21 protein-coding genes are annotated in these 26,502 nt (G+C 43.3%); 1 reads left to right on the top strand and 20 read right to left on the bottom strand.

Features of this window, described 5'->3' with window-relative positions:
• Positions 1-126 precede the first annotated feature (126 nt).
• From Q9R21_RS00520 to Q9R21_RS00465, 12 genes are all read right to left on the bottom strand, one after another.
• Positions 127-846, bottom strand: a complete 720-nt coding sequence (locus Q9R21_RS00520) for a D-Ala-D-Ala carboxypeptidase family metallohydrolase (protein ID WP_004279938.1) — start codon at positions 844-846, stop codon at positions 127-129.
• A 137-nt stretch (positions 847-983) separates the two neighbouring features.
• Positions 984-1,307 carry a ferredoxin FdxA gene (gene fdxA, locus Q9R21_RS00515; RefSeq protein WP_004279936.1) on the bottom strand — a complete coding sequence of 108 codons (324 nt, stop codon included), beginning with the start codon at positions 1,305-1,307 and terminating at the stop codon, positions 984-986.
• A gap of 204 nt (positions 1,308-1,511) precedes the next feature.
• Positions 1,512-4,145: a DNA mismatch repair protein MutS gene (mutS, locus tag Q9R21_RS00510; RefSeq protein ID WP_311203486.1), complete on the bottom strand. Its 2,634-nt coding sequence runs from the start codon at positions 4,143-4,145 to the stop codon at positions 1,512-1,514.
• Between the two features lie 335 nt (positions 4,146-4,480).
• A complete protein-coding gene (locus tag Q9R21_RS00505; protein WP_311203485.1) occupies positions 4,481-6,487 on the bottom strand; it encodes an alpha/beta fold hydrolase in 2,007 nt (668 codons plus the stop codon).
• Positions 6,488-6,607: 120 nt separating this feature from the next.
• Complete coding sequence (locus Q9R21_RS00500) at positions 6,608-7,558, bottom strand: ABUW_2363 family tetratricopeptide repeat lipoprotein (RefSeq protein ID WP_004646689.1); 951 nt, start codon at positions 7,556-7,558, stop codon at positions 6,608-6,610.
• Between the two features lie 117 nt (positions 7,559-7,675).
• Positions 7,676-8,509 carry a serine O-acetyltransferase gene (cysE, locus tag Q9R21_RS00495; RefSeq protein WP_253147061.1) on the bottom strand — a complete coding sequence of 278 codons (834 nt, stop codon included), beginning with the start codon at positions 8,507-8,509 and terminating at the stop codon, positions 7,676-7,678.
• Positions 8,485-9,333, bottom strand: a complete 849-nt coding sequence (locus Q9R21_RS00490; protein WP_311203484.1) for an RNA methyltransferase — start codon at positions 9,331-9,333, stop codon at positions 8,485-8,487. Before Q9R21_RS00490 ends, cysE begins: the two co-directional genes overlap by 25 nt.
• A gap of 37 nt (positions 9,334-9,370) precedes the next feature.
• A complete protein-coding gene (dnaE, locus tag Q9R21_RS00485) occupies positions 9,371-12,943 on the bottom strand; it encodes a DNA polymerase III subunit alpha (RefSeq protein ID WP_311203483.1) in 3,573 nt (1,190 codons plus the stop codon).
• A 357-nt stretch (positions 12,944-13,300) separates the two neighbouring features.
• The gene (locus Q9R21_RS00480; RefSeq protein WP_004279923.1) at positions 13,301-13,996 is read right to left on the bottom strand and encodes a methionine ABC transporter permease; all 696 of its coding nucleotides are present in this window, start codon (positions 13,994-13,996) and stop codon (positions 13,301-13,303) included.
• Positions 13,993-15,018 (bottom strand): methionine ABC transporter ATP-binding protein, encoded by a 1,026-nt coding sequence (locus Q9R21_RS00475; protein WP_044110226.1) that lies wholly within the window; start codon positions 15,016-15,018, stop codon positions 13,993-13,995. The genes Q9R21_RS00480 and Q9R21_RS00475 overlap by 4 nt, the downstream gene beginning before the upstream one ends.
• Positions 15,019-15,094: 76 nt before the next feature.
• Positions 15,095-15,970, bottom strand: a complete 876-nt coding sequence (locus Q9R21_RS00470; protein ID WP_005100876.1) for a MetQ/NlpA family ABC transporter substrate-binding protein — start codon at positions 15,968-15,970, stop codon at positions 15,095-15,097.
• A 598-nt stretch (positions 15,971-16,568) separates the two neighbouring features.
• Complete coding sequence (locus tag Q9R21_RS00465) at positions 16,569-17,126, bottom strand: GNAT family N-acetyltransferase (RefSeq protein WP_311203482.1); 558 nt, start codon at positions 17,124-17,126, stop codon at positions 16,569-16,571.
• A gap of 87 nt (positions 17,127-17,213) precedes the next feature.
• Between Q9R21_RS00465 and Q9R21_RS00460 the strand changes: the two genes are divergently transcribed.
• The gene (locus tag Q9R21_RS00460; RefSeq protein ID WP_311203481.1) at positions 17,214-18,161 is read left to right on the top strand and encodes a DUF4062 domain-containing protein; all 948 of its coding nucleotides are present in this window, start codon (positions 17,214-17,216) and stop codon (positions 18,159-18,161) included.
• Between the two features lie 49 nt (positions 18,162-18,210).
• Here the strand turns inward: Q9R21_RS00460 and purD are convergent, their stop codons facing one another.
• The 8 genes from purD to Q9R21_RS00420 all read right to left on the bottom strand — a co-directional run bounded on the left by purD (position 18,211) and on the right by Q9R21_RS00420 (position 26,362).
• Positions 18,211-19,494, bottom strand: a complete 1,284-nt coding sequence (gene purD, locus Q9R21_RS00455) for a phosphoribosylamine--glycine ligase (protein WP_311203480.1) — start codon at positions 19,492-19,494, stop codon at positions 18,211-18,213.
• 127 nt (positions 19,495-19,621) lie between these two features.
• On the bottom strand, positions 19,622-21,196 hold the full coding sequence (gene purH, locus Q9R21_RS00450; RefSeq protein WP_004646700.1) for a bifunctional phosphoribosylaminoimidazolecarboxamide formyltransferase/IMP cyclohydrolase: 1,575 nt from the start codon (positions 21,194-21,196) through the stop codon (positions 19,622-19,624).
• 95 nt (positions 21,197-21,291) lie between these two features.
• Positions 21,292-21,561: a DNA-binding transcriptional regulator Fis gene (gene fis, locus Q9R21_RS00445; protein WP_001086304.1), complete on the bottom strand. Its 270-nt coding sequence runs from the start codon at positions 21,559-21,561 to the stop codon at positions 21,292-21,294.
• A gap of 398 nt (positions 21,562-21,959) precedes the next feature.
• Positions 21,960-22,835, bottom strand: coding sequence for a DUF3426 domain-containing protein (locus Q9R21_RS00440; RefSeq protein WP_195724826.1), 876 nt, complete (start codon positions 22,833-22,835; stop codon positions 21,960-21,962).
• A 15-nt stretch (positions 22,836-22,850) separates the two neighbouring features.
• Positions 22,851-23,756, bottom strand: a complete 906-nt coding sequence (prmA, locus tag Q9R21_RS00435) for a 50S ribosomal protein L11 methyltransferase (RefSeq protein ID WP_311203479.1) — start codon at positions 23,754-23,756, stop codon at positions 22,851-22,853.
• 131 nt (positions 23,757-23,887) lie between these two features.
• Entirely contained in the window at positions 23,888-24,775 is an 888-nt protein-coding gene (locus tag Q9R21_RS00430) for a bile acid:sodium symporter family protein (RefSeq protein WP_311203478.1), read from the bottom strand.
• A gap of 87 nt (positions 24,776-24,862) precedes the next feature.
• On the bottom strand, positions 24,863-25,750 hold the full coding sequence (locus Q9R21_RS00425) for a bile acid:sodium symporter family protein (RefSeq protein WP_005100861.1): 888 nt from the start codon (positions 25,748-25,750) through the stop codon (positions 24,863-24,865).
• Between the two features lie 144 nt (positions 25,751-25,894).
• Positions 25,895-26,362: a hypothetical protein gene (locus Q9R21_RS00420; protein WP_004279893.1), complete on the bottom strand. Its 468-nt coding sequence runs from the start codon at positions 26,360-26,362 to the stop codon at positions 25,895-25,897.
• Between the last annotated feature and the right edge of the window lie 140 nt (positions 26,363-26,502).

Genomic DNA, 26,502 nt, shown 5'->3' with positions numbered 1-26,502 from the left:
AGCACCTCGATTGCGATGCGTGCATTTTAAACTTTTCGCGGCAGAGCGCAATTTATTGTTCTATAGGTGATGATTTTTTAGGCTCTACAATGTCCTGAATGAACTTTGTAGAGTGGTTGTCATGACTTAGTAATTACACATCGAGGAATTACGGCCTAAACTCGGTCCCCAGGTACGATAACCTTGGGTATCGATGTGGATTTGACCTGAAGCATACATGCCAAGTCCCATATTCAGACTTTGACCATGCTGTACCCAGAACTGACACAATTTGAACTTGGTATTTTCAATATAGCTATAATCTTGTGCCTGCGGATATTCAGGCCCAATCCGGAAATCGATGGCAGAGTTGTACAGATGGCGTGAAGAGTTGGCACCACCGGCACACTGGTTTAAAGGCAGGTCACGATAGACTGACGTGACTTCAAAATCAGTCAGTACATTGGCTGCAACCAGATATTTAAAGACTTTTAAAGTTGGGATCTGATTGGCCCATAATTCACGGCTTGGAATCATGTATTGGGAACGGCCACACTTGGCCCAATCACGTGCAGTACGCATCAATTCGAAACTCGGAATGATATTGCCAACCCCATGACGTTCCAGAAAAACCTCATATTCACGCACGCGTGACAAATTATCCAGTGCCGATACCCAGTGGGTATACACATAAGGCACAGTTTTTGGGTGGGCTTTACGATCGTATTGAACACGTTCTTGTGGAATGTAAATCCGTTTTCCAGCAGGTGTGGTGGCCTGTCCAGGTTGTTTTGTGGTCGTGGTACAGCCCACAAAAACAAGAGGAATTATACAAAGACTCAATAATCCCTTTAACAAGTTCTTCATTTATAGAAATCAGATATTTACAAAATAGCGCTATTTTAGACTAAATATAGGGAGAAATTTGGAGAATATTGCAATGAAATGTGTGCGTTGAGTATAAAAAAGATCAGCATTTGCTGATCTTTTAAAGTTTAAACTAATTACTTTTCAAGGTATTGTAATTTGTCTGCTTTGCCATTCCATTCTTCACGGTCTGCTGGCTGGTCACCAATTTGTGTGATATTTGGCCATTTTTGTGACAGGTCAGCATTCAGTTCAATAAAGACTTCCTGACCTTCTGGTAATTCGTCTTCAGAGAAAATTGCATTTGCCGGGCATTCAGGTTCGCATAACGCACAGTCGATACATTCGTCCGGGTTAATCACAAGGAAGTTAGGACCTTCATAGAAACAGTCTACAGGGCAAACTTCAACACAGTCTTGATATTTACATTTAATACAATTTTCAGTGACAACGAAGGTCATGGCGACAGCTACCTAAAAAATATGGTTCTAATTACGAATGCTGTATTTTAGGCAAAAACAGGGGGAACTAACAATTCCTTTTATTGATATTTGTTATATATAGGGCTGTTAAATTTGAAAAAAGGTCGCATACCGATGAATTACAGCATTCATCGGTATGTTCAGGACATCGACCCTATGCCAGATGAGGTCTAGGACCGAGAATTAACTTGACTGTTTGATCAGGTCTTTGAGCGCATATAACTGCTGCAAGGCTTCACGCGGAGTTAAACTATCTACATCAATATCTTCGAGTAAGTCCAGTGCAGGCGATTCTTTTTCAATTTCGATGATACGTTCTATAGGCTCCATAACTTCAGGCATTGCAAACAGATCATGCTGCGGGCTCAGTGGCTTGGCCTGATGCTGTTTTTCCAGAATCTTTAAGCGGTTTTGCGCTTCTTTAATCACCGCAGCCGGAATGCCTGCCAATTTCGCGACTTGCAAGCCATGACTTTGACTGGCCGGGCCATGTTGCACCTTATGCAATAAAATCAGATTACCATTCAGCTCTTTGGCCGTGACATGGTAGTTATTAATGCCACTTTCCTTATCTAGTTCAGTCAGTTCGAAATAATGGGTAGCAAATAGACATAAACATTGAATGCGTTTGGTCAGATCCAGCACACAGGCCCAAGCCAAAGACAAGCCATCATAGGTACTGGTTCCACGGCCAACTTCATCCATGAGTACCAAAGACTGGCTGGTGGCATGATGCAGGATTTGCGAGGTTTCGGTCATTTCCACCATAAAGGTTGATTTGCCGGTCGATAAATCATCGGCAGAACCAATACGGGTAAAGACACGGTCAACCGGACCTAAAGTTGCAGCTTGCGCTGGAACATAGGCACCACAATAAGCCAGCAACACGATCAATGCAGTCTGGCGCATAAAGGTGGATTTACCACCCATGTTGGGGCCGGTAATGATGGCCATGCGATGGGAAAAATCCAGTCGCGTATCGTTCGGAGTAAAGGCCGATTTACTGAGGGCTTCTACCACTGGATGTCGTCCAGCAGTGATACTTACACCGATTTCAGGGCTAAATTTTGGACGCGACCAGTTGCGTAAACGCGCCTGATGGGCAAAATTAGCAATCAGATCAATCTGGGCAATGGCGCTGCTCATCATCTGTAAACTGCCGATATCCTGACGCAGTTCATCCAGCAGCATTTCAAACAGCATTTTTTCACGGGCCAAGGCACGCGATTCGCTTGATAAGACTTTGTCTTCAAATGCTTTCAGTTCAGGTGTGATGTAGCGTTCGGCATTTTTCAGGGTTTGCCTACGAATATAGTGCTCGGGTGCCTGTTCAGCCTGTGCGCGGGTCAGCTCAATATAATATCCACTGACGCGGTTGTAGCCAATTTTCAGTCCCGGAATGCCGCTTTGTTCACGCTCTTTAATTTCCAGATCAATCAGGAACTGGCTGGCATGATCACGAATCTGACGTAGTTCATCGAGTTCACTGTCAAAACCTTCTGCAATGACATTACCATCACGAAGCAGGACGGGTGGATTTTCCACAATGGCGGACATCAGACGTTGATGTAGATCATGGAAGTCGCCGAGTTCTTCATTGAGTTGTACTAAAAGTTTGGACTGTTGCTGACTGACAATCGGTTGCAGGGCATGGCGTAAAAATGGAATTTGCGCGCAGGCCTGTCGCAATTGCACCAGATCACGTGGACGGGCACTGCCAAGCGCAATACGGCTCAGCACGCGTTCAATATCGCTAATTTCTTTTAGTACCAAACGTACAGGTACTTCGTGGAAACCTTGCAGCAGGGCTTGAATGGCATCCAGGCGCTCATCCAGCAAGGCGGTATCGCGTAAAGGTTGCATCAGGGTGCGACTGAGCAAGCGCCCCCCCATGGCAGTCTGGCAATCATTGATCAGCTGAAATAAGGATGTCCCATGTTCAAATAAAGGCTCAATCAGTTCAAGATTACGGCGTGTCACCGGATCCAAAGCAATAAAATCTGAACTCTGTTCTAGCTGAATCGTGCGGATATGCGGTAACGCAGTTTTCTGGGTTTCTTTGGCGTAGTGAATCAGTGCCGCTGCGGCTGCTTTAGCCAAAGGTAAATGATCAATTCCGAAACCTGAAAGCGTGCTGACGGCAAACTGGTCACATAAGGTTTTTTGTGCATTATTCAGGTTGAAATCAACATTTGGACGTTTGGTGACCGAGATATCCAGTTGCTGTTTGAGTTGTTCGGTCAATGTCGGATCAGCGATATTTTCATCCAGCAGAATTTCGCTTGGCATCAAACGTGCCAGTTCAATCATGAGCTGGTTAAGATCATAATCCTGCTGCTGTACTTTAAATAAGCCAGCGCTGAGATCGAGAAGTGCAATGCCAATCTGATTCTGTTGAATACATAAAGCCACCAGATTCGAGCTTTGATGTGCACCGAGCATGGCATCATCGGTCAGGGTACCTGGCGTAATAATTCGAACCACACCACGCTCAACCGGTCCTTTGCCAGTAACCTCGCCGATCTGCTCGCAGATCACCACGGTTTCGCCTTTTCTGACCAGACGTGCCAGATAGCCCTCGGCTGCATGATAAGGCACGCCCGCCATAGGAATCGGCTGACCATTGGCTTTACCGCGATGGGTCAGGGTAATGCCTAAAATCTTGGCTGCCTTGTGTGCATCTTCAAAGAACAGTTCATAAAAATCACCCATACGATAAAACATCAATGAATGCGGATGCTGCATTTTCACTGACATGTATTGCTGCATCATGGGCGTTAAGGTAGAAAGATCAGCCATAATTTCTGAACTGGTCATTAAAAATAAATCCTTTCAACAAGAGATAAATGCAAATACTGCTCAATAGGCTATGCAGGAAAATTTAAAGCACATTTTCAATCAGGCCAATCCAACATGGTTGAGCACAGGAGATCGAAAATGTGAAATGAATCTGCTGATTCAATTCAGCTTTAAAGCTGTATTGCAGCAAGTCTATCAAATTTAATTTTTAGAAAGAAATGAAATTCCAGATGAATCTTTAAGTCAGCGCTCAGATCTGTCGCTATGGCTTCTTATTCAGCATTATTTGCAATTTTAAAAAATAAACCACCGGATGCGAACATGCGGTGGTGAGTCTAAATCAAGACGATAGTTTATTCCGGATCATAAAGACCAAGATCGGTCAGATGTAATCTGAGAATCCGGCGTAATTCCAGTACGGCTTCAGGCGTTTCCTGAATCGAGTGGCCACCCTTAATGACTTTGCTAGATACAGCACCTTCCAAGTAAGCACTTTCGTATGAAACGATATCATCGCTCATGAGCTTGGTATCTTGCGTATCTACGGTATTGCCGATAATAGAATGAAATTTGATATTTTTAGAAGGCTGAATATCCTCAGTTAATGCAGTAAATTTTGAATTTTCACTGAGATCACTCGGACCATTTTGAATCAGGTCATGCCCCAGTTCTTTGACAAATTCGTTTAACCCAATCTGGCCTTGCAGGGTATCGGCAAAGGCACCCAAAAATGCACCCGGTATACGGATAATTTTACGGGCCAGTTTGGTATGCCAGCGGTCGGCATATTCTGTCCCACGATGCGGAGTTGCTAAGAAAATGGCCCGGGTGAAATTTGGAATAGGTTGCATTTGCAGGCGTGCTTTAAAGAGCGGGTTATCCTTAAACTGTGCAATGCGGGTATTTTGTACCAGCTTGAATGCATCTTGAGTAATATCGGCCTGACTGACCATTAAACGGGCAATCACGCCTCCCATACTATGTCCGACCAGTACCGCATCTTTTTTGGCTGTTGCATTGTTCGCGACCAGGGCAAAGCCTTGCTGAACCAGAGCATTAATTTGAAAACGGCTTTCCAGAATCGGCATATTAGTAGAATAAAATACCTGCCAGACCTGGAAATTTTCCCTTAATACCGGATCACCCATAATATCGTTGGTCAGACGAATCCAGGCTTCAGGACTGCTGGCCAGGCCATGAATCAATACCAGCACTTTCTTGTTCGGATTATAAGGTTCCAGCATGTACAGGTGCGGCATGCTCAGACTGTCTTCGCGATTAATCAGGGTCAGATAGGCTAAACGCCCCAGATTATTCTCGGCTAGCCATAAGCCGTAAGGTGCAGAAAAGTTGGCGGCCAGCGCATATTCTTTCGAAGCCACCTTAATCTTTTCATGCTTATAAGGATCATACAGTTTCAGGTGAAACTCTGAAGTAGATAAAATCTGTTCCGTCGAATTCGCGGATTTGGGTACAGCGGTAATGGTGGTCGCCAGATAGCGGGCTGAATGAATGTTTGGATTGATACCATTTGGATAGTTGTGCTTGAGCGGATCGACAATATATTTTTTATCCTGCTCGGTTTGCTGTGCTTCAGGTAAGACCACTAAAAATTCTGAACCAAAACCATCACGCCGGGTGATAGAACGCAGGCCGGAAAAGTTCATGTTATAGGTGGACATCAGCTGTTCAATGGTCTGGTTTTTCAGCTGCGGAAAATTTTCCAGATCAATGGTGTATACACTGTCACCGACCTGAATGCGCTGGCCGGACTGTTTGGCTTCATAACGTTCAGCATAGCGTTGAATCAGATGAGCAATTGCCAGGTTATAAAAGTCACGAATCTGGACCTGGCGGTTATCAAAAATACGCTCTTGCGGCGCACGCTCGGTTTTAAATAGATAGGCATAGCTATAACGAATGCTTTTATCCAGCATAGTGAGCTGCTGATCCAGACATTTCTGGATGTTCTGCTTGTGTTGTTGCTGTTTTTCCGGTGATCGGGTTTTGTTTAAAATTCCGGTGTTACATTCAGCAGACTTGGCATTTTGTAAGGAGTTGGCTAGATATAATTCACTTGCTGTAGAAAGCAATTGTTCATCTAAAATTTGGGGAATACTTTTCAGATCTTCCACACATTCTTCGGGCTGATCAATACAGATCTGGGCTTCACGACCTGTCATGGACAACACATTCAGACTGGCTTCACTGAGCTTGTCGCGGGTCAAGATGCTGTCACGCTCATTGTTCAGCGTGACATTAATGGCCTGTTCCTTAACACTCACCACCTGACAGCCGCTGAGTACGCTGGTGATGAGTAAAGTGCACAGCATTAATCTTTTATTTATTTTTTCGTGCATAAAACTTTTCACTGAATTCAAGTTATAAAGCGGGATAATGTTTTGTATTTTACTAATTTTTTCCCATAAAAATAGACCGCCGTAGCAGTCTATTTGTAATCAAATTGAAGCGAATCTTGATTATGGGGTCACCGGTGCTGTTGCTGGGTCTGTAGCCGGAGCGGGTGTTGATGTTTGCAAAATTTGCCAAACATTCCAGCGACCATTTTTCTCAATTTCCTGAATCAGACGGTCTGCTACTTCAGCTTCTTGCGGATATTTCACCTTATAGTTCGCCAAGGTTTGAGTGGCATTTTTTTTCTGTTCCAATGCAATATAGTTATTGGCTGCAGAAAGATAAGCCTCCTGAACGCCAGCTTTCATGGCTTTGTCCAGATAAGCGATGGCTTCACGTTGACCACCGCCTTCAGACAGACCAAAACCAAACCAGAAGTTGACTTCAGGATCATCCGGGTTAATTTTGAGAATACGCTGGGCATAGGTCAGGGAATTGGTGGTATAAACTGAACCCAGATCCAGGTTACGTGCCATCACGCTGGCTTTAAAAGCACGCATCAACACATCAAAAGAGGCATTTGGACGGGCCGCTAAAGTATCCAGTTGTCGGGTGACTTCACGCAATTTGGCTTCAAAACCACGGCGTTCCTGACGATCGCTGAAACGTGGTGGATAATGACGTGCCTTACCTTCGACCATTTGCAGGAAATCGTCAATTTCGGTGATATCGATTTCATTTGAATTGGCAAGTGCTGCATAACGCATTGCACGTGTATTGCTATCTACCACTGGAATAATCAGTTTATTCACATCCAGGGTCAGTTGCTTGGATGGATCATTAGGATCCGTCACCACCATCTTGGTTACAGGCTGCGCTGCAGCTTTTTTCAAATGCACTTCAAATTCAGGCGGTTCATTATAATTGAATGGATTTAAAGCATAAAATGGTGGGCTCAGTTCAGGCTCTACAAAAACCACTTGATCCACAGGTTTCTCAGCAGATTTCTGAGGAGTGGTGGAACACGCAGTAATTGTGAATGCTAAGCAAGCAAGTGCCAAGGGCTTAAAGGTCATAATAGTCATCCATTCTGTTATTTTTAAAACATCTATTCAAAAATTGCATGATCGTCAGTCTATGAAAAGTATAACGATCATGCAAGTAAACCCGTGTTACAGAGTGAAGTGTGATATTCAGGCTTTGGATTGGCTGGTTTGCGCTTCACATTCACGGCGCGCTTCTTCCAGAATCTCCAACTCTTTTTTACTCAAAGGCTGGCCATCCTGTTGCTGCTTGTTAAAGGTCGGATCTAACAAAGAAAGACGATTGCACAAGTTGTTCATGCGTTTTTCATTTTGCTGAATGCGATCCAGCAGAATCCGCATGCCTTCCAAAATCGGATCGGACTGGTCTTCAGTTGCGGCATAGGGCTGGAAACCGATACTTTCTGCATAGTCACGACGACGCGCTTCAGCATCATCTTTGGGTTTGTCTTTGGTGATAAAACGTGCCGGGTTGCCCACAGCTGTGGCGTTCTCAGGAACCGCTTTGGTGACGACCGCATTAGAACCGACTTTGGCATTTTTACCTACGGTAAATGGTCCAAGAATCTTGGCACCAGCACCGACTACCACGCCATCTTCTAGCGTTGGATGACGTTTACCTTTATTCCAGGTGGTTCCACCCAAAGTCACGCCGTGATAAAGCGTCACGTCATCGCCAATTTCAGCGGTTTCGCCAATGACTACACCCATACCGTGATCGATAAAGAAACGGCGGCCGATTTTTGCGCCTGGATGAATTTCAATGCCGGTGGCAAAGCGGCTAAACGAAGACAACGCACGCGCAGTTCCTTTACAGTCTTTGTTCCATAGCTCATGTGCCATGCGATGCATGATCAGCGCATGAATGCCAGGATAAGTGGTTAAGACTTCTAAGGTATTGCGTGCTGCAGGATCGCGCGCAAAGACAGCTTTTATATCTTCTTTGAGCTGTTTTAGCATTAGATTTGATCCTCGTCCTGTGATGATGTGTGTGAAGATTTTTTCCAGGTACCGTTGTTCAATGCCTGAACACGGCTGAAAATACCACGAAGTAAGTGATATTCCATACGATCTAATTGTATACGTCCAAAGAGGCGACGCAAGCGTAAAGGCAATAATCTTGGATTTTTTGGATCCATAAATTCAATTTCTACCAACATTTTTTCCAAGTGTGGATAGAACTGTTCCATCTGCGCATGATTGACCAAGGGTTCATCCCATTCCATTTCAATGCCATCAATGACTTGCATGGTCGCTTTAGCATCACGTGGTTGTTCAATTTGACTCATCGTTGCCATGCGCATCTCATAGCAGATCACCTGAATCGCCTGAGCTACATTCAGTACGCCGTAGTCCGTATTCACAGGAATAGTCAGATGATAATTGGCCATCGCCAGTTCTTCATTGGTCAGACCACGGTCTTCGCGGCCAAATAGAATCGCGACTTCCTGCTGATCTTGTACCACGGCGGTCATGGCTTTTTCAGCGGCAGGGCGCACATCTAACAGCGGCCAGGGAATGGTACGGCTGCGTGCGCTAGTACCGAATACAATCTGACAGTCTTTAATGGCATCTTCAAGTGTTTCTACAATCTCGATCTGCTCGATCAGGTCAGTTGCACCCGCGGCCAGCGCATCAATATCCGGATGTGGATAGGTTTTCGGTGCCACCAGAACCAGCTTAGACAAGCCCATGGTTTTCATGGCACGTAGGGCACTGCCGATATTGGCAGGTAAAGTGGTATTGACCATGACAATACGCACATGGGAGAGATGTGCTGAAACAGCAGCATTGTCAATTTGACTCATGAGGATTCCAATTTTAAGGTGTTTTAAAGATCAGGATTTATGAATATTGCGGCTGGGATTCAGCCTGATACAGTTCCAGTGCATCATCCATGCTCATGCCCACAGGCGGCGGAGGAATATCCACCGGCTTGGCCTGTTCATAGGACATAGCTTTGGCAGCTTTGGACTTGACCTGATACTCAATATGCAAGGCTTCTTTACCAAAATAGTCACGCAATTTGGCTAAGAGCTCATCCAGTGGGGCGACTTTCCAGTTGAGACCCAGATGCAGTTCAGTCGTGGCATACGGATAGTCCAGATACAGAATCACCGGAATATGTGCGGACATATCAACATTGCAATAAGGAGTCAGAATCTGCTGCAAGTCCCGGCTCAAGCTCTTGCTGAAATGCTCGGCTGTGAGAGTGATCTTGATGCTATTGGCACGTTTCTGGCGAATTTCATTCAGGCTGAATGCTTTGGTGAGGCGTCCCATCGGACGGTCAAAGCCTTCACGCTCATAGATTTCGCCTTCAATCACCACCACTTTATCGAGCTGGATAATCTCTTTAAAGCGGTTGAAGCGTTCGTGATTGGCTGAAATTTCAATCCGTGCCGTACCATCATCCAGTGTCATCATCATCCGGTTCGGGAAATTGGCAATATCCACCACCAGTCCTGCAAACACGGTGGTCACACCACGGCGTGTTGGCGTCAGCTCATTGATCTGACTAGGCACAAAGGCTTTCAGTTCATTGCGATACACATCAATCGGGTGACCGGTTAAATACAGACCAAGTGTATCTTTTTCACCTTTCAGACGAACTTCATCTGCCCATGGTTTGACTGGCTTAGATGGCTTGCGCTGAACTTCTTCCACTTCGCCAAACAGGTCCATGATGCCGGTTTCACGATTGGAACGTGCCTGTTCCGCAGCTTGAACCGCTTCAGGCAGTTGCGCCATCAGGTCGGCGCGGTCAATGCCTAAGCAATCCAATGCACCTGAACGAATCAGTGCTTCCAGAGTACGCTTATTGATTTTTTTCAGGTCAATACGATGACAGAAATCAAACAAGTCACGGAATGAACCTTCTTGCGCACGCGAGTCAATCACTGACTGCATCGCCGCTTCACCGACGCCTTTGATCGCACCCAGACCATAGACAATGGTTTGCTCATCGATAGCATGGAATTGATACAGCGACATATTCACTGACGGCGGTAAAACTTCCAGATTATTCTTGCGACAGTCATCAATCAGGAATACCACGTTGTCGGTGTTCTGCATCTCCGAGGTCAATACTGCCGACAGGAATTCAGCCGGATAATGCGCTTTCAGCCATGCAGTTTGGTAGGCAACCAAAGCATAGGCAGCCGCATGCGATTTGTTAAAACCATAGCCGGCAAACTTTTCCATATAGTCAAAGATATGGTTGGCCGTAGCTTCATCAATGTCTTTTTTCGATGCACCTTCAATAAAGATCTGGCGCTGTTTGACCATTTCTTCCGGTTTTTTCTTACCCATGGCCCGACGTAACAAGTCCGCGCCACCGAGGGTATAGCCGGCACAATACTGTGCAGCCTGCATTACCTGTTCCTGATACACCATAATCCCGTAGGTGGGTTCTAGTACGCCTTCAAGCAAGGGATGCAGATATTCAAAATCGCCACCATGCATCCGGTGGATAAAGTCAGGAATCAGATCCATCGGGCCTGGACGGTACAGCGATACGAAGGCAATAATTTCTTCAAACTTGCTCGGGCGTGCCTCTTTCAGCATCTTCTTCATGCCCACGGATTCAAACTGGAATACCGCGGTGGTGTTGGCATTGGCAAAGACCAGATATGCGTCTTTATCTTCAAGCGGGATATAAGCAATATCTAAAGGTTTATCCGCTTTGATGCGTTTATTGATATTTTTAACCGCATCTTCAATCACCGTCAGGTTACGCAAACCCAAGAAGTCAAACTTCACCAGACCTGCAGATTCGACATCGTCTTTATCGAACTGTGCCACGCGTCCGGTACCATCGGCATCACACATGACCGCAGAGAAATCGGTAATTTTGGTTGGCGAGATCACCACACCACCGGCGTGTTTACCGGTGTTTCGGGTAATACCTTCCAGTTTCAGTGCCATTTCCCAGATTTCGGCTGCATCGTCATGGTCTGGATTGGATGGATTGGTGACGATATCTTTAAGCTGGGGTTCAGCTTCTAGTGACTCAAGCAGGCTTAGACCTAAAGGCTTGGTCGGAATCATTTTCGAGATACGATCCGCCAAGCCATAAGATTTACCCAAAACGCGGGCAACATCACGAATCGCACCTTTGGCCGCCATAGTGCCGAATGTTGCAATCTGGGAGACCGCATCACGGCCATAGGTACGTGCTACATAGTCAATCACGCGGTCACGGCCTGCGATACAGAAATCGACGTCGAAGTCGGGCATCGAAACACGTTCCGGGTTCAGGAAACGTTCGAACAGCAGTTCATAACGCAGCGGGTCAAGATCGGTAATTTTTAAGCTATAGGCGACCAGTGAACCTGCACCCGAACCACGGCCCGGACCGACCGGAACGCCGTTACTTTTCGACCACTGAATGAAGTCCATCACGATCAGGAAGTAGCCCGGGAATCCCATCGAGTTAATGATGTTAATCTCGTATTCGATACGCTCATCATAAGGCTTGCGGATTTCTGGCCAGTCTTCATCACGTTGTTCAGGCGGATACAGGAAATTCAGGCGTTCTTCCAGACCTTCTTTGGACAAGTGTGCAAAGAAGGTATCAATGGTATGACCTTCAGGAATCGGATAATCAGGCAGGAAGTATTTGCCCAGTTGCAGCGTCACATTACAGCGTTTGGCAATGTGATAGGTGTTCTCAATCGCAGATGGAATATCCGAGAACAGCGCCGTCATTTCTTCAGCAGATTTGAAATATTGTTCAGGTGAATAGGTTTTAGGGCGGCGGTTGTCACCAAGCACATAACCATCTGCAATACATACCCGTGCTTCATGCGCTTCATAATCTTCACGGGTCATGAAATGCACATCATTATGTGCGACCACACCGATATTGTATTTTTTTGCCAGCTTAACGGCTTCCAGAATAAAGTTATCTTCATCCGGACGATTGGTACGGGTCAGGGCAAGATAAACACGATTACCAAATTTTTCGACCCATTCTTCTAGTAGCGGTTCCGCTTTTTGCGGATTTGAACTCATCAGCATTTTGCCGACATCGGAATGCATGCCGAGCAGGGCAATCATGTCCTCAGGCTGATTTAAAATCCATTGTTTTTGAACGCAGGGAATATCCAATTGCTGGCCACTGATAAAGCCTTCAGATACTAATTCAGTCAAATTACGCCAGCCGGTATTGGTCATGGCCAATAAGGTCATGCGATGTTCGGCATCATTCAGGCGAATTTCAGAACCCAGAATCGGCTTGATGCCTTTGCTCAGACATTTGCCATAGAACTTGACGGCAGCATGCAGGTTAGAAAGATCCGTGAGCGCAAGGGCAGGCATCTGTTCTTCTTCGGCAGCTTTGACCAAGTCAGGTATCCGTACGATGGATTCAGTAATCGAAAATTCTGTATGAATACCAAGATGAACAAAGTGCATAGATGAGTCCCTGCTAAAACCATTGAATAGTTTAACATGGGATTTATTGTTTCAGTTTGAAATTGAGGGGAAATGGCTAACTTTTAGGTCAAGTTTGAATTTGATTTTTTAAGCTGATTATTTAGTTAGTTGTTAGAAGATATTTTCTTTTACTTTTGACGGGACAAAAGTAACAAAACCCCTTTGTTGATCTGATGGCACTTCCATGTGCCACAAATCAACGGGCGACTTCCTGTCGCCGTGGCACGTATCAAATAGTTGCAGGACTTTACTTTGAAATAATGAGAAAGGGATCGTAAGTATTAAAAACAATAAAACCCTCTTTTTAGAGGGCCTTATTCATACATAAAAACTAGCTTAACGAAGTCGGGATAACCAGTCACCGAGGCTTTGTACAATCTGCACTAGAATCAGTAATACAATCACCGTCATGATGACTACAGAGGTATCAAAACGCTGATAACCATAAGAAATCGCTAAGTCACCAATACCACCCGCACCGACAGCACCGGCCATTGCCGTTGCACCAATCAAACTGATGGTAGCAGTAGTCAAGTTTAGAATCAGTGAGCTACGCGCTTCCGGCAGAATAAACTTAAAGATAATTTGCATTGGCGTCGCGCCCATGGCTTGGGCAGATTCGATAATACCCTCATTCACTTCGAGTAAAGATGTTTCAATCAGGCGACCAATGTATGGACCGACATAAATGGTTAATGGAACAATCGCTGCCCATGTACCAATCGATGTGCCGACAATTAACTTGGTCAGTGGAATGACTGCGATTAGCAGGATAATAAACGGCAGCGAACGTAGCGCATTCACAATCGGATTGAGACCGTGATAAATCACACGATTCGGCAGAATTCCATTCGGACGTGTTACCAACAGGGTAATCGCCTGAATAAAGCCCCAGATACAGCCAAATAGCATCGCGAAGAACACCATATGAAAGGTTTCTTGCAGCGCTGTCACAAACTGATCTATCGACAGGGAGCTTTTCCAGAACGGCGCCGTGATCGTTGTTAGCCACTGTACAATCAAATCTCTCATGCCTGTACTCCCGCCTGATCGACTTGTACGCCGTGTTGTTCAAGGAATTTTATTGCTGCTTGAATTTCTTGTGCATCACCCAGTAGCTGAATAAACATCTGGCCAATCACCGTGCCATTAATTTCGGTCATATTGGCAAATAGAATATTTAAACTGATATTAAATTGTTTAATCACCGCTTGAATCACGGTTTCCTGAGCCGAACTGCCGAGGAATTTCAGGCAATAAATACTGTTGTGATTCTGGTTTTCCAGATTGGTCAGAATATTGACTGGTAAATGCTGCTGTAATACGGTCTGAATGAAATTCTTGGTGGTCGGGTGCTGTGGTTGACTAAATATTTGTAAGGTACTACCGGTCTCAATTACGTCACCTTTTTCCATCACGGCGACATAATCACATACAGTTTCAATCACATCCATTTCATGGGTAACCATAACAATGGTGATGCCTTGTTCTTCGTTAATTTTTTTAAGTAGCTGTAGAACAGATTTGGTGGTTTGTGGGTCCAGTGCAGAAGTCGCTTCATCACAGAGTAAAATTTTTGGATGATTGGCAAGGGCACGAGCGATCCCGACACGCTGCTTTTGACCGCCAGACAATTCATCTGGAAATGCATGACGTTTATGTTTCAGGTCAATAAAGTCTAATAATTCTTCGAGGCGTTTTTCTCGTTCTGCCTTGCTCCAGCCCAGGAGTTTCATTGGCATTTCGATATTGGCTGCCACGGTTTTGGTTTGCATTAAATTGAAATGCTGGAAAATCATCCCGATGCTGGCACGTTCTTGACGCAATGCTTTGGCATCAAGTGCGGTAAAGTCTGTTCCGTTAATGATAATCCGGCCTGAGCTTGGGCGCTCAAGCAGGTTGATCAGACGGATGAGGGTGCTTTTACCGGCACCACTATAACCGATGATGCCAAAAATACTGCCGGTTGGAATCTGAAGATTAATCTGATTCAAGGCATGCAAGGTTTGACCCTTAAGCTCATACTGTTTTGAAATATCTTTAAATTCAATCATAGTGTCAAAAACTGCATCACGGATAAAAAAACAGGCAAGAAATCGTCCTTGCCTGTTCTAAAAGTCTATTATAGTACTATTTTGATTCAGTTAAATACGTCACCGGTTTGTTTACCGCAACTTTCGTACCACCAAAATGTTCATCAACATATGCTTTTACTGCTGGCGTATGATACAACGCACCTACTTTTTGCAGGACTGGATCGTTTTGACGGTCTGCTGCAACCGCTAATACGTTGACGTTCATTTTTGTGCTTTGATCAATTGGCTCATAGTAAATCGCATCTTTTAATACGTTTAAACCACCTTCCATTGCCAGGGTATTGCCCAGCACAATCGCATCCACTTCGTCTTTTACGCGTACTGCAGTCGCCATTTGAATCGGCTTAATCACGATTTGTTTTGCATTTTCGGTCACATCAGACGTTGTGCCTTTGACATTGTCAAAACCAGCTTTTAACTTAACCAGACCTGCCGATTGTAAAAGCAATAATGCACGTGATTCGTTTGCGCCGTCATTCGGAATGGCAATGGTCGCACCGGTTTTAAACTCATTCAAAGATTTTACTTTGCTTGAGTAAATGCCCATTGGCTCTAAATAAGTGGTAGATAGAGGCGCAATTTTGGCTGTGTTGGCATCGTTATAAGCCACCATATAGGCATAAGACTGGAATGCATTCACATCAATTTCTTTGTTGGCTACTGCCGTGTTCATTGACACATAGTCAGTGAAATTTTTCACATCAAGTTTGATGCCAGCTGCTTTGGTTTCAGGCAGGGTCGCGATATAACGCCATACGTCTGCATCTGAACCGGTCGAAGCCATAGTTACAGTTTGAAGACCATTTGCATCTTTAGTTTGCGCTGCATCAGTGGCAGGCGCTTCCTGTTTACCACACCCAGTTAAAGTCAATACAGAGGCACTCAAGATAACGCCAAGTAACTTTTTCATGAAATTGTCCTAATTCTATTCTTGCCTAGAGTATAAGCATTTTTAAATCGTGTTAAATAAGAGTTTTATTACGATCTAAGTAGGTGGCTTGATCATTGCTAAGGAGGGCTTGAGATCAGAAGATGCAAGCGTGCAGCAACAGTTCTGATGAACTTGATCAAGTCAGAGGCAGCCCAAATCTGATGTACTTGATCTATTTTGGAGAGAGAAAATAGATATTTTATAAGTACATGGAAAGGTTTAGGGGCTCTGAAGTTGTGGATATCATAGCAATAAATCTATATTCGATATACTGGATAGAAAAGCCTTGCTTATCTCTTTAGTCGAATATAAAAAAGATCTTTTAAAGAAAATATTAATTAAAACAATATATTATTTATATTGAAAATATGGCTTTAATAGATATGTCTAAATACTGATCTTTATAAGATTTTGTAAGATAGAAATATAAAAAATGCATATAGATAAATTAAAGAAAATATCTGATTTTTGGCAAATTAAGAAAATTCTATCATTAACGAGATAAATCTTTCCTTTATATTAACTAAGCTTAGTATCTGATCTTGGTCTTCTCAGGTCATGATACTACAAGCTTGTTTTAACAGAAGGGAATATACAGATAATCTGAACGCTGTTTTTCATAGAGTACGTGTCTACACAAGATATGATCGGCAGGTACAAGTGGATGATCAAACTCTCCCACTTTTTCTAAGCCAATATTTTGCATGACACGTTCTGATGGTGTGTTGATGCAGGCAGTAAAAGAAATGACTTTCTCTAGGCGCAGGGTTCTAAAGGCATATTTCAGTACCGCTTTGGCTCCTTCAGTTGCATAGCCTTGGTTCCAGTATTGCGGTAACAAGCGCCAGCCAATTTCAGGGGCATCGGCAATTTTAAGCTCAGGTGGATGCACGTGTAAGCCAATAAAACCGATGAATTCGCCTGTAGCTTTGAGTTCTACGGCAAGGAGTCCCCAACCACGTGTATCAATAGCATTACGAATACGTTCAAGAAAAGCAGTTGCCTCAGCCGCATCGAGTTTTTTAGGGAAGTAGCGCATGACCTCGTCATCTGCACACATTTGGATAAATGGGGCAGTGTCGGAATCTTGCCATTGGCGAAGGATGAGGCGAGGGGTTTGGATATCAGTCATCATAATAGCTAAGCTTACTGAATAATCATTGGTTGTAAAAATATGTAATATTACTAAAATAGAAGAAAATTAAATTAATTCAAAGTACTTATGAAAAAATATCAAATTTTTATATCATCTACATATCTAGATTTAATAAATGAAAGACAAGCTGCTGTGGAAGCAATTTTAAAAGCTGGTCATATTCCTGCTGGTATGGAGCTATTTACAGCATCAAATAAAAGTCAGTGGGAAATTATTAAAAAATGGATTGATGAATCTGATATTTATATGCTGATATTAGGTGGTCGTTATGGATCTATCGAGACTGAATCAGGATTAAGTTATACTGAGTTGGAATATAATTATGCATTAGAACAAAACAAACCTTTATTTGCAGTGGTTATGCAAGATCATGCACTTCAAGCAAAAATTAAATTGGATGGATCTGCTGTTTTAGAACTTGAGAACCAAGCTAAATTTAAAGATTTTAAAACTAAGGTTACATCTTACATGTGTTCGTTCTTTGAAGATAATAAAGATATCAAATTAGCAGTACATGAAAGTATTGGGCAACTACAAAAAGAAAATCAGGTGGTCGGTTGGATTAGAGCAGGTTCTGTACAGAATCCTCAAGAGTATTTAGATCAGATCATGGGGCTACAACAAGAAATTAGCAAACTGAACCAAGAGAATATCGTATTAAAAAGACAGAAAACAAGTAATAATACATCAGAAGAAATTGTGGGGTTAATTGAGTTATTTTCTCAAGAAAAGGTTAGCTTAAAGAGAATACAATCAGAAGAAAATAATTTCCCAGATGAGATTACTGTATTAAAAGCAATAAAAAGTTTTAAAGATAAATTGACAGTTGGTGCAAACAACTCAATGAATTCATCAGATTATGATTATTTTATATTCTATGATTTGGCACCAAAATTAATCATCCATAATTTAATGCAACAACAGAAACTAACAAATACGGGCACAGCAAGTAAAGTGATAATTACTGATAAAGGTAAAGAGCTACTAGCTTACATTGTAAAAAATAAATTATAAAAAATAAAAAAACCCCGAACGAATCGGGGTTTTTGATACTTAACCGAAATTAAGAATTTTCACGAGCAACTGCGCGGTAACCAATATCTTTACGATATTGAACGCCGTCGAAAGTCACTTTTTCACAAAGCTCTAACGCTTTTGCTTGCGCTTCACCAATGGTATTACCGAGTGCAGTCACACAAAGTACACGACCGCCAGCAGTTACGATGTCGCCATTTTCATTGGCTTTAGTGCCTGCATGGAACACTTTCGCATCAGTCATTTCAGTGTCTAAGCCTGAAATCACATCACCATTGCTTGAAGTTTCTGGGTAGCCTTTTGACGCTAAAACGATACCAACAGTCTTGCGCTCATCCCATTCAGCTTCAGCAGGTAAGTTACCTGCAATACCAGCTTCAACGAGATCCACCAAAGATGATTTTAAACGCATCATGATTGGCTGAGTTTCAGGATCACCAAAACGACAGTTAAACTCAATTACTTTTGGTTGACCTTGTTCGTCAATCATCAAACCAGCGTATAAGAAACCTGTATAAACATGCCCGTCTTTTTTCATACCTTCAACGGTAGGACGCATCACTTCATTCATGGTTTTTTCAAATACGTCAGCAGTCACAACAGGCGCAGGAGAGTAAGCACCCATACCGCCAGTGTTTGGACCTTGGTCACCTTCAAAAATACGCTTATGGTCTTGAGATGTTGCCATTGGCAAGATGTTGTCGCCATCGATCATACAAATGAATGATGCTTCTTCACCAGCAAGGAATTCTTCGATCACTACGCGAGAACCTGCATCGCCAAATTTGTTGCCTGCAAGCATGTCATCAATTGCTGCAAATGCTTCTTGATTGGTCATGGCAACGATTACGCCTTTACCTGCAGCAAGACCATCAGCCTTGATCACGATTGGCGCACCATTTTTCTCAACAAATGCTTTCGCAGCATCTACTTCAGTAAATACGTCATAGAAAGCCGTTGGAATGTTATGGCGTTTAAGGAAGTGTTTAGCGAATGCTTTAGAGCCTTCAAGCTGCGCAGCAAATTGAGTTGGACCCCAAATTTTAACGCCAGCTTCACGGCATGCATCTACAACACCATTTACAAGTGGTGCTTCAGGACCAACAACCACTAAATCAACCGCATTGCTTTTTGCAAAGTCGATAATCGCAGCATTGTCTAAAATATTTAAGGCAACATTTTCGCATTTATTTTCTGTTGCAGTACCTGCATTACCCGGTGCTACAAATACTTTTGCGACTTTATCATCTTGCGCGATTTTCCATGCAAGTGCATGTTCACGACCACCATTACCCAAAACTAAAATATTCATTAAAAAAAATCCTTCTGAAATAGAATCCCCCTAAATCCCCCTTTGATAAAAGGGGGACTCCCTTCGCTCTACTATGATATAGAAAACCCTCCTTTATTAAGGAGGGCTAGGGAGGATTTAAAATTAATTAGTGACGGAAGTGACGCATACCAGTGAACACCATTGCAATACCAGCTTCGTCAGCCGCAGCAATCGTTTCTTCATCACGCATAGAACCACCCGGTTGGATAATGCATTTGATACCCGCTTTCGCAGCGTTATCAATACCATCACGGAATGGGAAGAATGCGTCAGACGCCATGACAGCACCCTCAACCACCAAGCCAGCATGTTCAGCTTTAATTGCAGCAATACGAGCAGAGTTAACACGGCTCATTTGACCTGCGCCAACACCAATGGTTTGACGGTTTTTAGCATACACAATCGCGTTAGATTTTACGTATTTCGCTACTTTCCAAGCGAAGATCATGTCATCGATTTCTTGTTCAGTCGGCGCACGTTTGGTGACTACTTTAAGATCATCTTTAGTGATCATGCCCAAGTCTTGATCTTGAACTAACAAACCACCGTTTACGCGTTTGTAGTCAAGTTGCGATTGACGCGCATCGATTGCTGGAAGTTCGCCACATACAAGTACGCGTACGTTTTTCTTCGCGCCTGTTACTTCAAGAACGCCTTCAGCAACGCTCGGTGCAATGATCACTTCAACGAATTGACGATCTACAATCGCTTGTGCAGTTGCAACGTCTAATTCACGGTTGAATGCAATGATGCCACCGAAAGCAGATTCAGGATCTGTTGCATACGCAAGATCATAAGCTGCTTGAATACCGTCTAAAGATACTGCAACGCCACATGGGTTAGCGTGTTTAACGATCACACAAGCAGGCTTCGCAAATGATTTCACACATTCAAGTGCTGCATCAGTATCTGCGATGTTGTTATAAGAGAGTTCTTTACCTTGAAGCTGTTTCGCTGTTGAAACAGAAGCTTCAGTCGCTGTGTCTTCTACATAGAATGCAGCAGCTTGATGCGGGTTTTCACCGTAACGAAGGTCTTGAACTTTGTTCAATTGAGTATTGAAAGTACGTGCAAATTTGTCTGCCTGACCTTCTTCTTTACCTACGCGAGCGCCTAAGTAAGATGCGATCATGCCGTCATATTGAGCAGTATGTTCAAATGCTTTTACTGCTAGGTCAAAACGAGTTGCATGAGATAAAGCACCCTCAGCTTTAAGCTCGGCAACGACAGTTGCATAGTCAGAAGCATTTACGATGATACCTACAGATGCATGGTTTTTTGCTGCAGCACGAACCATGGTAGGACCACCGATGTCGATGTTTTCGATAGCATCAGCAAGTGAACAGTTTGGTTTGGCTACCGTTGCAGCAAATGGATAAAGGTTTACAACGACTAAATCAATAGCATCAATGTTGTGTTCAGCCATCACAGCTTCGTCTAGACCACGACGAGCCAGGATACCCCCATGAATTTTTGGATGTAGTGTTTTTACACGGCCGTCCATCATCTCTGGAAAACCTGTATGCTCCGAAACTTCAACTACAGCCACATTATTGTCTTTCAACAATTTGTAGGTACCACCTGTAGATAAAATTTCTACCCCTAGAGCAGCAAGTTCTTGTGCAAATTCAACAATACCAGTCTTGTCAGACACAGAGATTAAAGCGCGTTTAATAGTCATGATCTTCGTCACAGTTTTCAAGGAACAGAATAAAACAAAATCAGCAATTTACAGGTTAAAAAAAATGCCTGCGGAAGCCGCAAGCATTTTATCATTTATTCACTCATTAAACCGTGAGCTTTTAACTTTTTACGTAAAGTACCACGGTTGAGTCCGAGGATCTCGGCAGCACGTGTTTGGTTACCACGTGTATATTCTAGAACTACAGATAGAAGAGGTTTCTCCATTTCTGCTAGCACCATGTCGTATACCTGAGATGGTTGCTCGCCCTGCAGTTGTGCAAAATAGTGGCGAACTGCGCGATCTACGTGGATACGTAAAGCAACATCAGATTGTGCAGTAAAAATAGGAGATTTGCTATTCATGCGAATTAATCCGAAAAACAAATATCACTTGGGTAAAGTGATATATAAAAGTGGTCTAGAAATTGAAATGAACTCCATTTTAGATCCTAAAACGGAAGTTCTAAAACTTAGTCATTACATTGAGCCTGTAGCTTGACACATCTCTGCGATTTGGTCGAAAAATAAGCGTAACAATAGTTAAAGTTTTGTTACTGACCAAAATCAAAACAAAAAAATCTGCACGATACGCAATAAATTTTATAGCGCATTAGGCAAGACTGTATTTGTTGTGAAAAAGTCGCGAGGAGTTGCAGCACATAGCTTTCGTGGCGCGTATCATACCATTGTCTAAGCAAAAGTGAGCAAGAAAACTGCATTTTTTTTAACTTTTTTTAATTTTTTAATGCTTTCTCAGTAGATTAGGGGCGAATTATTTCCAAAGTATAGCGATCAAAGCTTTTGCGATCGACTGGAAGCTTAAATTTGAATTTAAACGGGCTGTTTTTCGGAATGCGCTGAATATTGACTAAACTTTCAATCAAGTACTCTTCGGAGGACAGGTTATAAGTTGCAATCACTTCACCGCGATGTTCCAGATTGATTCTTAAAATTGGTAAAGCCAGACTACGGTCATGAAAATTAATCAGCTCACCGCTAAACTCAGCTTCATTATTACCGGTTGCCTTGATTTTGACTTTATTAACCTGAATTAGTGTGTAGTATTTTTCCAGATTGGAACAATTAAACACTTCACAAGCACTGTTAAAGGCCAGACTCATGACGTGACTGTTTTTGATGTATTGCGGATTGAACCAAAAAAATTGAAACAGCAGCAGGCTAAACAGCGACAGATTGAGTAAACTCCAGCCTATATAGTACATTGGCCCGCGCTTAGCCTGCTTTTCTGCCTGATCTTCCCAGTTCATGCTCGGTAGGACTGAAATCGGTTCGGTACTGAAATAATTCAAGTTATTTAAATAGGTTTCCAGATCAATATTGGAATGTTCAACTTTTTGGTCAAAAATCTGTAGCAGGCTATGACGATGCTGCTGATCCGTGTGATAAACACCTGGTCTATTTTGAGCATCAGTTTTGCTGAATTCGCTGGAGCTCGACTGAGCGTGAGACATTGAGGCGGTGACCGAATTCCGGGTTTCGGTCACCAAATGCGATAAGGCATTAAATGAGGTGGTACATTTGGGACAGCAAACCATACCCTGCGCAACGGTGAGTTGAGCAACTGTGACTTTATAGGTGGTGGAACAGGTAGGGCAATGGGTTCTTTTGTCACTCATGGATTATTTATAGGCTCATTCATTCTTATGGCGTTTACCCGAGATACGGCACCAGTGCTCATCTCGTTTTTCTACTTCTAATATATCAAAATAATTTGAGTAAATGCTAGTAACATCAGCAACTTGCTCTTCAATTACTCCGGCAAGTGCGAACTGTCCCTCAGATTTAATTAAAGTTGCGAACTCAGGAGCCAGCATCATCAGTGGTGCTGCCAGAATATTGGCAACAAAGACGTCAGCTTTGGTATTGCCGAGCTCATCTCTAAATTCTTCTGGCAGTCCGACATAAAGCTTGTCCAGTACGCCATTCAGTTCAGCATTTTGCTGAGTCGCCAGTACAGCTTGTGGATCGATATCAGTGGCATATGCTTTTTTCGCACCTAAGAGAAGTGCAGCTACCGCGAGAATGCCTGAGCCACAGCCATAATCGATGACAATTTTATCTTTCACATCAATCTTTCCGAGCCATTGTAAGCACAGGAAAGTTGAAGCGTGGTTGCCTGTTCCGAAAGCCAGACCTGGATCAAGCTTGATGTTCACCGCCTCGGCATCAGGTGCTTCCATCCACTCCGGTACGATCCAGTATTTATCAGCAATCTGAATGGGCTCATAGGCATCCATCCAAGTACGTTCCCAAGCCTGATCTTCAATCAACTCATGACGGATCGGAGCATCTGGCATTTGTGCACGAATAAAGGTTTCTAGTGCGGCAACATCGATTTCTTCGCCTTCTTCCTGCGCATAAATACCGGTCACAATCACTTTATTCCAGAGTGGCGTTTCACCTGGAAGTGGTTCCAGCAAATCCTGGTTTTCAGCATCATCCAAAGTCACACTCACTGCGCCTAGCGAGCTGAGTAATGTCTCAGTAAAATCAACCTGAGCCTGTTCAACCATAATATGAATTTGTAACCACTTCACAGAAATAACCTTTATACATTTTTCAAAAAGCTATTGTAACGGAAGTTCAGACTCAACGCTGCTATCTTCTTGATCCATTCCCAAAATAAAAAGGATGCCTGAGGCATCCTTTGAACAGTTCCAGAGCTTATCTAATCCAGATTCGTTAAAGGTGTTTGCGCCGGGAGTGGTGCAAGCCGATTCAATAGACTGCCAAAAATTGCAGCAAAGATATACATAAAGATAGAATAAACCGCGGCTGGGATCGCCACAGCAGCACTGCCAATCACGGTCAGGGCAATAGTCATGGCGAGGGTGCTGTTATGAATGCCAATTTCAAATGCACTGGCACGGGCTTGAGCGCTATTAATGTTCAGTAGTCGTGGAATCAGATAACCAATACTCAGGCTCAGGATGCAGAATAAGGCAGTCGCCAGGCCAACCTGGGTCAGGTATTCGCCGATATTTGTGCGTTCTTTAATAAGTGTGGCAATAATAATCAGCACCAAAAAGCCAATGGAAAAAATCCGCAACGGCCGATTCAGTTTTGCTGTCACGCTTGGTGCATAGCGCCGAATCAGCATGCCAATTCCCACCGGAATCAGGATGATCGCAAAGACTTGCAGAATCTTGCCGAATTGCAGGCCAACTTGCTGGCTATCCTGCATAAAATGCATGATCGAAAAATTAATAATTAAAGGTAAGGTAATTGCTGCGATGACTGAGTTGATAGCAGTCAAAGTGATATTGAGGGCTAAGTCACCTTTAAACAGATAGCTAAACAGGTTGGCCGTTGCACCCCCGGGCGAAGCCGCCAGGAGCATCAACCCGACCGAGAGCAAGGGGGTTAAAGCGAATAGTTTGCAAAGCAAAAAGGCAATGCCAACCAGAACAACCAGTTGGCAGAACAATGCTATAAATACGGCTTTGGGGTGGCGAGTGACACGGCTAAAGTCCCGAGGCGTCAGTTCAAGGCCAAGCCCCATCATGATGATTGCAAGTGCCAGCGGCAGTAATATCGTTATAAGGCCAGAATCCATCTGTATGCTCCTTGTCGAAAATTGTTTTAATACTTCTGATTTTCTTTGGAAAAGCATACAGCCTTATAGCAGAATCAGCCAAATAAATTACAAATCTGATAAACGACTTTTATTGCTATACACCACTTGTTGGCGGCTAATCAGCACACCGAAAATGGTGGCGAAACTGTACATGAAAATTGTATAAATGCCTGCTGGAATGGCCATCGTGACATTATTCAGAACCGAAATCGCAATAGTCAGCGCAATGGCAGTGTTATGAATGCCAATTTCAAAGGTACAGGCGCGTGCCATTTTCTCTGGAATGCCCATGAGTAAAGGAATGCAATAGCCAATAAACAGGCTGGAAAAACATAAAATCGCAGTTGCTGTACCAATATTGGCAAAGTATTCGACCAAATTCGAACGTTCTCTGAAAATGGCGAATATGAATAGGATGGTTAGAAAACCGATAGAGAGTAAGCGCATGGGCCTGCTGACAGTAATCGACAGGTTTGGAAATTTGGCTCGAAGCAGCATACCCATGATCACGGGAATCAAGGTAATTAAAAACACTTGTACAATCTTTTCAACTGGAAAAGTCACGTTTGAGTCATGACTCATAAAGTAGTGTAAGGACAGATTGACAATAAAGGGCAAGGTAAAAATAGAGATGATGGTATTAATGGCGGTTAGAGTAATATTTAGTGCTACATCACCTTTATATATGTAACTAAACAGGTTTGCGGTTGGACCACCGGGCGAGGCGGCCAGCAGCATCAGACCTACAGCAAGCAAAGCGGGCAAGTCCAAAATCAGACAAATAAAAAAAGCAATGCTGGGTAATAGGACTAACTGCGCAAATAAAGTAATAAAAATGACTTTAGGATAGCGACTTAAGCGCAGGAAATCTTTGATGGTGAGTTCTAGCCCCAGCCCCATCATCATGATTGCCAATGTAATTGGCAAAAAAACACTAAAAAACCCCGAATCCATGAAATTGCCTTTTTATTATACATTTATAGGTATATTTCGAGTTTAGCCTAGATGAATAAATAAGCAATAAAAAACGGGCAAAATGCAGTCACTTTGCCCGTCAAAGCTTTTACTTGAAATCTAAACTATTTAGATATATATCGGCTACATACCGGGCTGGCCTTGCATTGGTGAATCAGGCTGTGCTGGCTGGTTCATCTGATGCTGCATAGGCTGGTTTTGCATATGTGGCTGCATCGGTTGGCTTTGCATCTGAGATTGTCCCTGAGGGCGTGGTGGCATAAAGCCTAATGCACATTTACCTTTGACTTCGGCACCATTGATGGTGGCAGTAGTCGCACCACTGTTGCCGCTACAGGTACTCATGAGTTCGGCTTCATCGCCTTTGATTGAAGCATTTTTGGATGAAGCGAAAAACTGCGGCTCACAGGTACCATTCCAGATAATGCCGCGATAGGCAAAACTGACTTGTGCACCTTGGGATTTGCCTTTACAAACCTGTTGGTACTTTTGTGCATTATAAATGGTTTCGACCTTATCATTCGCTGATGCAGCAAATGGCGCAAAACATAAACCACATAGAACGGTTGAGAGGAAAATATTCTTATTCATCTTTTATACCTTTGTTTGTAATGTAACCAACATATAGATTAAAAAATGCGCGAGATTAAACAATGCAAATCGAGTAAATTTCTCAGCTTATATGTTTAATTTATATAGTTCCTCTGCAAAGTTAAATTACAGTGCTTTAT

The sequence above is a fragment of the Acinetobacter sp. RG5 genome (assembly GCF_031844265.1).
Lineage (GTDB): Bacteria > Pseudomonadota > Gammaproteobacteria > Pseudomonadales > Moraxellaceae > Acinetobacter.
The sequence above is the reverse complement of the archived record's forward strand: the minus strand, read 5'-3'. Positions and strand labels throughout refer to the sequence as shown.

Coding starts and splice junctions, on each gene's coding strand:
- fdxA (WP_004279936.1), bottom strand. CDS start 1,307: ATGACCTTCGTTGTCACTGAAAATTGTATTAAATGTAAATATCAAGAC.
- Q9R21_RS00520 (WP_004279938.1), bottom strand. CDS start 846: ATGAAGAACTTGTTAAAGGGATTATTGAGTCTTTGTATAATTCCTCTT.
- Q9R21_RS00480 (WP_004279923.1), bottom strand. CDS start 13,996: ATGAGAGATTTGATTGTACAGTGGCTAACAACGATCACGGCGCCGTTC.
- fis (WP_001086304.1), bottom strand. CDS start 21,561: ATGAATAGCAAATCTCCTATTTTTACTGCACAATCTGATGTTGCTTTA.
- Q9R21_RS00430 (WP_311203478.1), bottom strand. CDS start 24,775: ATGGATTCTGGCCTTATAACGATATTACTGCCGCTGGCACTTGCAATC.
- Q9R21_RS00420 (WP_004279893.1), bottom strand. CDS start 26,362: ATGAATAAGAATATTTTCCTCTCAACCGTTCTATGTGGTTTATGTTTT.
- dnaE (WP_311203483.1), bottom strand. CDS start 12,943: ATGCACTTTGTTCATCTTGGTATTCATACAGAATTTTCGATTACTGAA.
- mutS (WP_311203486.1), bottom strand. CDS start 4,145: ATGACCAGTTCAGAAATTATGGCTGATCTTTCTACCTTAACGCCCATG.
- Q9R21_RS00425 (WP_005100861.1), bottom strand. CDS start 25,750: ATGGATTCGGGGTTTTTTAGTGTTTTTTTGCCAATTACATTGGCAATC.
- Q9R21_RS00500 (WP_004646689.1), bottom strand. CDS start 7,558: ATGACCTTTAAGCCCTTGGCACTTGCTTGCTTAGCATTCACAATTACT.
- Q9R21_RS00505 (WP_311203485.1), bottom strand. CDS start 6,487: ATGCACGAAAAAATAAATAAAAGATTAATGCTGTGCACTTTACTCATC.
- Q9R21_RS00460 (WP_311203481.1), top strand. CDS start 17,214: ATGAAAAAATATCAAATTTTTATATCATCTACATATCTAGATTTAATA.
- purD (WP_311203480.1), bottom strand. CDS start 19,494: ATGAATATTTTAGTTTTGGGTAATGGTGGTCGTGAACATGCACTTGCA.
- Q9R21_RS00475 (WP_044110226.1), bottom strand. CDS start 15,018: ATGATTGAATTTAAAGATATTTCAAAACAGTATGAGCTTAAGGGTCAA.
- Q9R21_RS00440 (WP_195724826.1), bottom strand. CDS start 22,835: ATGAGTGACAAAAGAACCCATTGCCCTACCTGTTCCACCACCTATAAA.
- Q9R21_RS00470 (WP_005100876.1), bottom strand. CDS start 15,970: ATGAAAAAGTTACTTGGCGTTATCTTGAGTGCCTCTGTATTGACTTTA.
- purH (WP_004646700.1), bottom strand. CDS start 21,196: ATGACTATTAAACGCGCTTTAATCTCTGTGTCTGACAAGACTGGTATT.
- Q9R21_RS00490 (WP_311203484.1), bottom strand. CDS start 9,333: ATGAGTCAAATTGACAATGCTGCTGTTTCAGCACATCTCTCCCATGTG.
- Q9R21_RS00465 (WP_311203482.1), bottom strand. CDS start 17,126: ATGATGACTGATATCCAAACCCCTCGCCTCATCCTTCGCCAATGGCAA.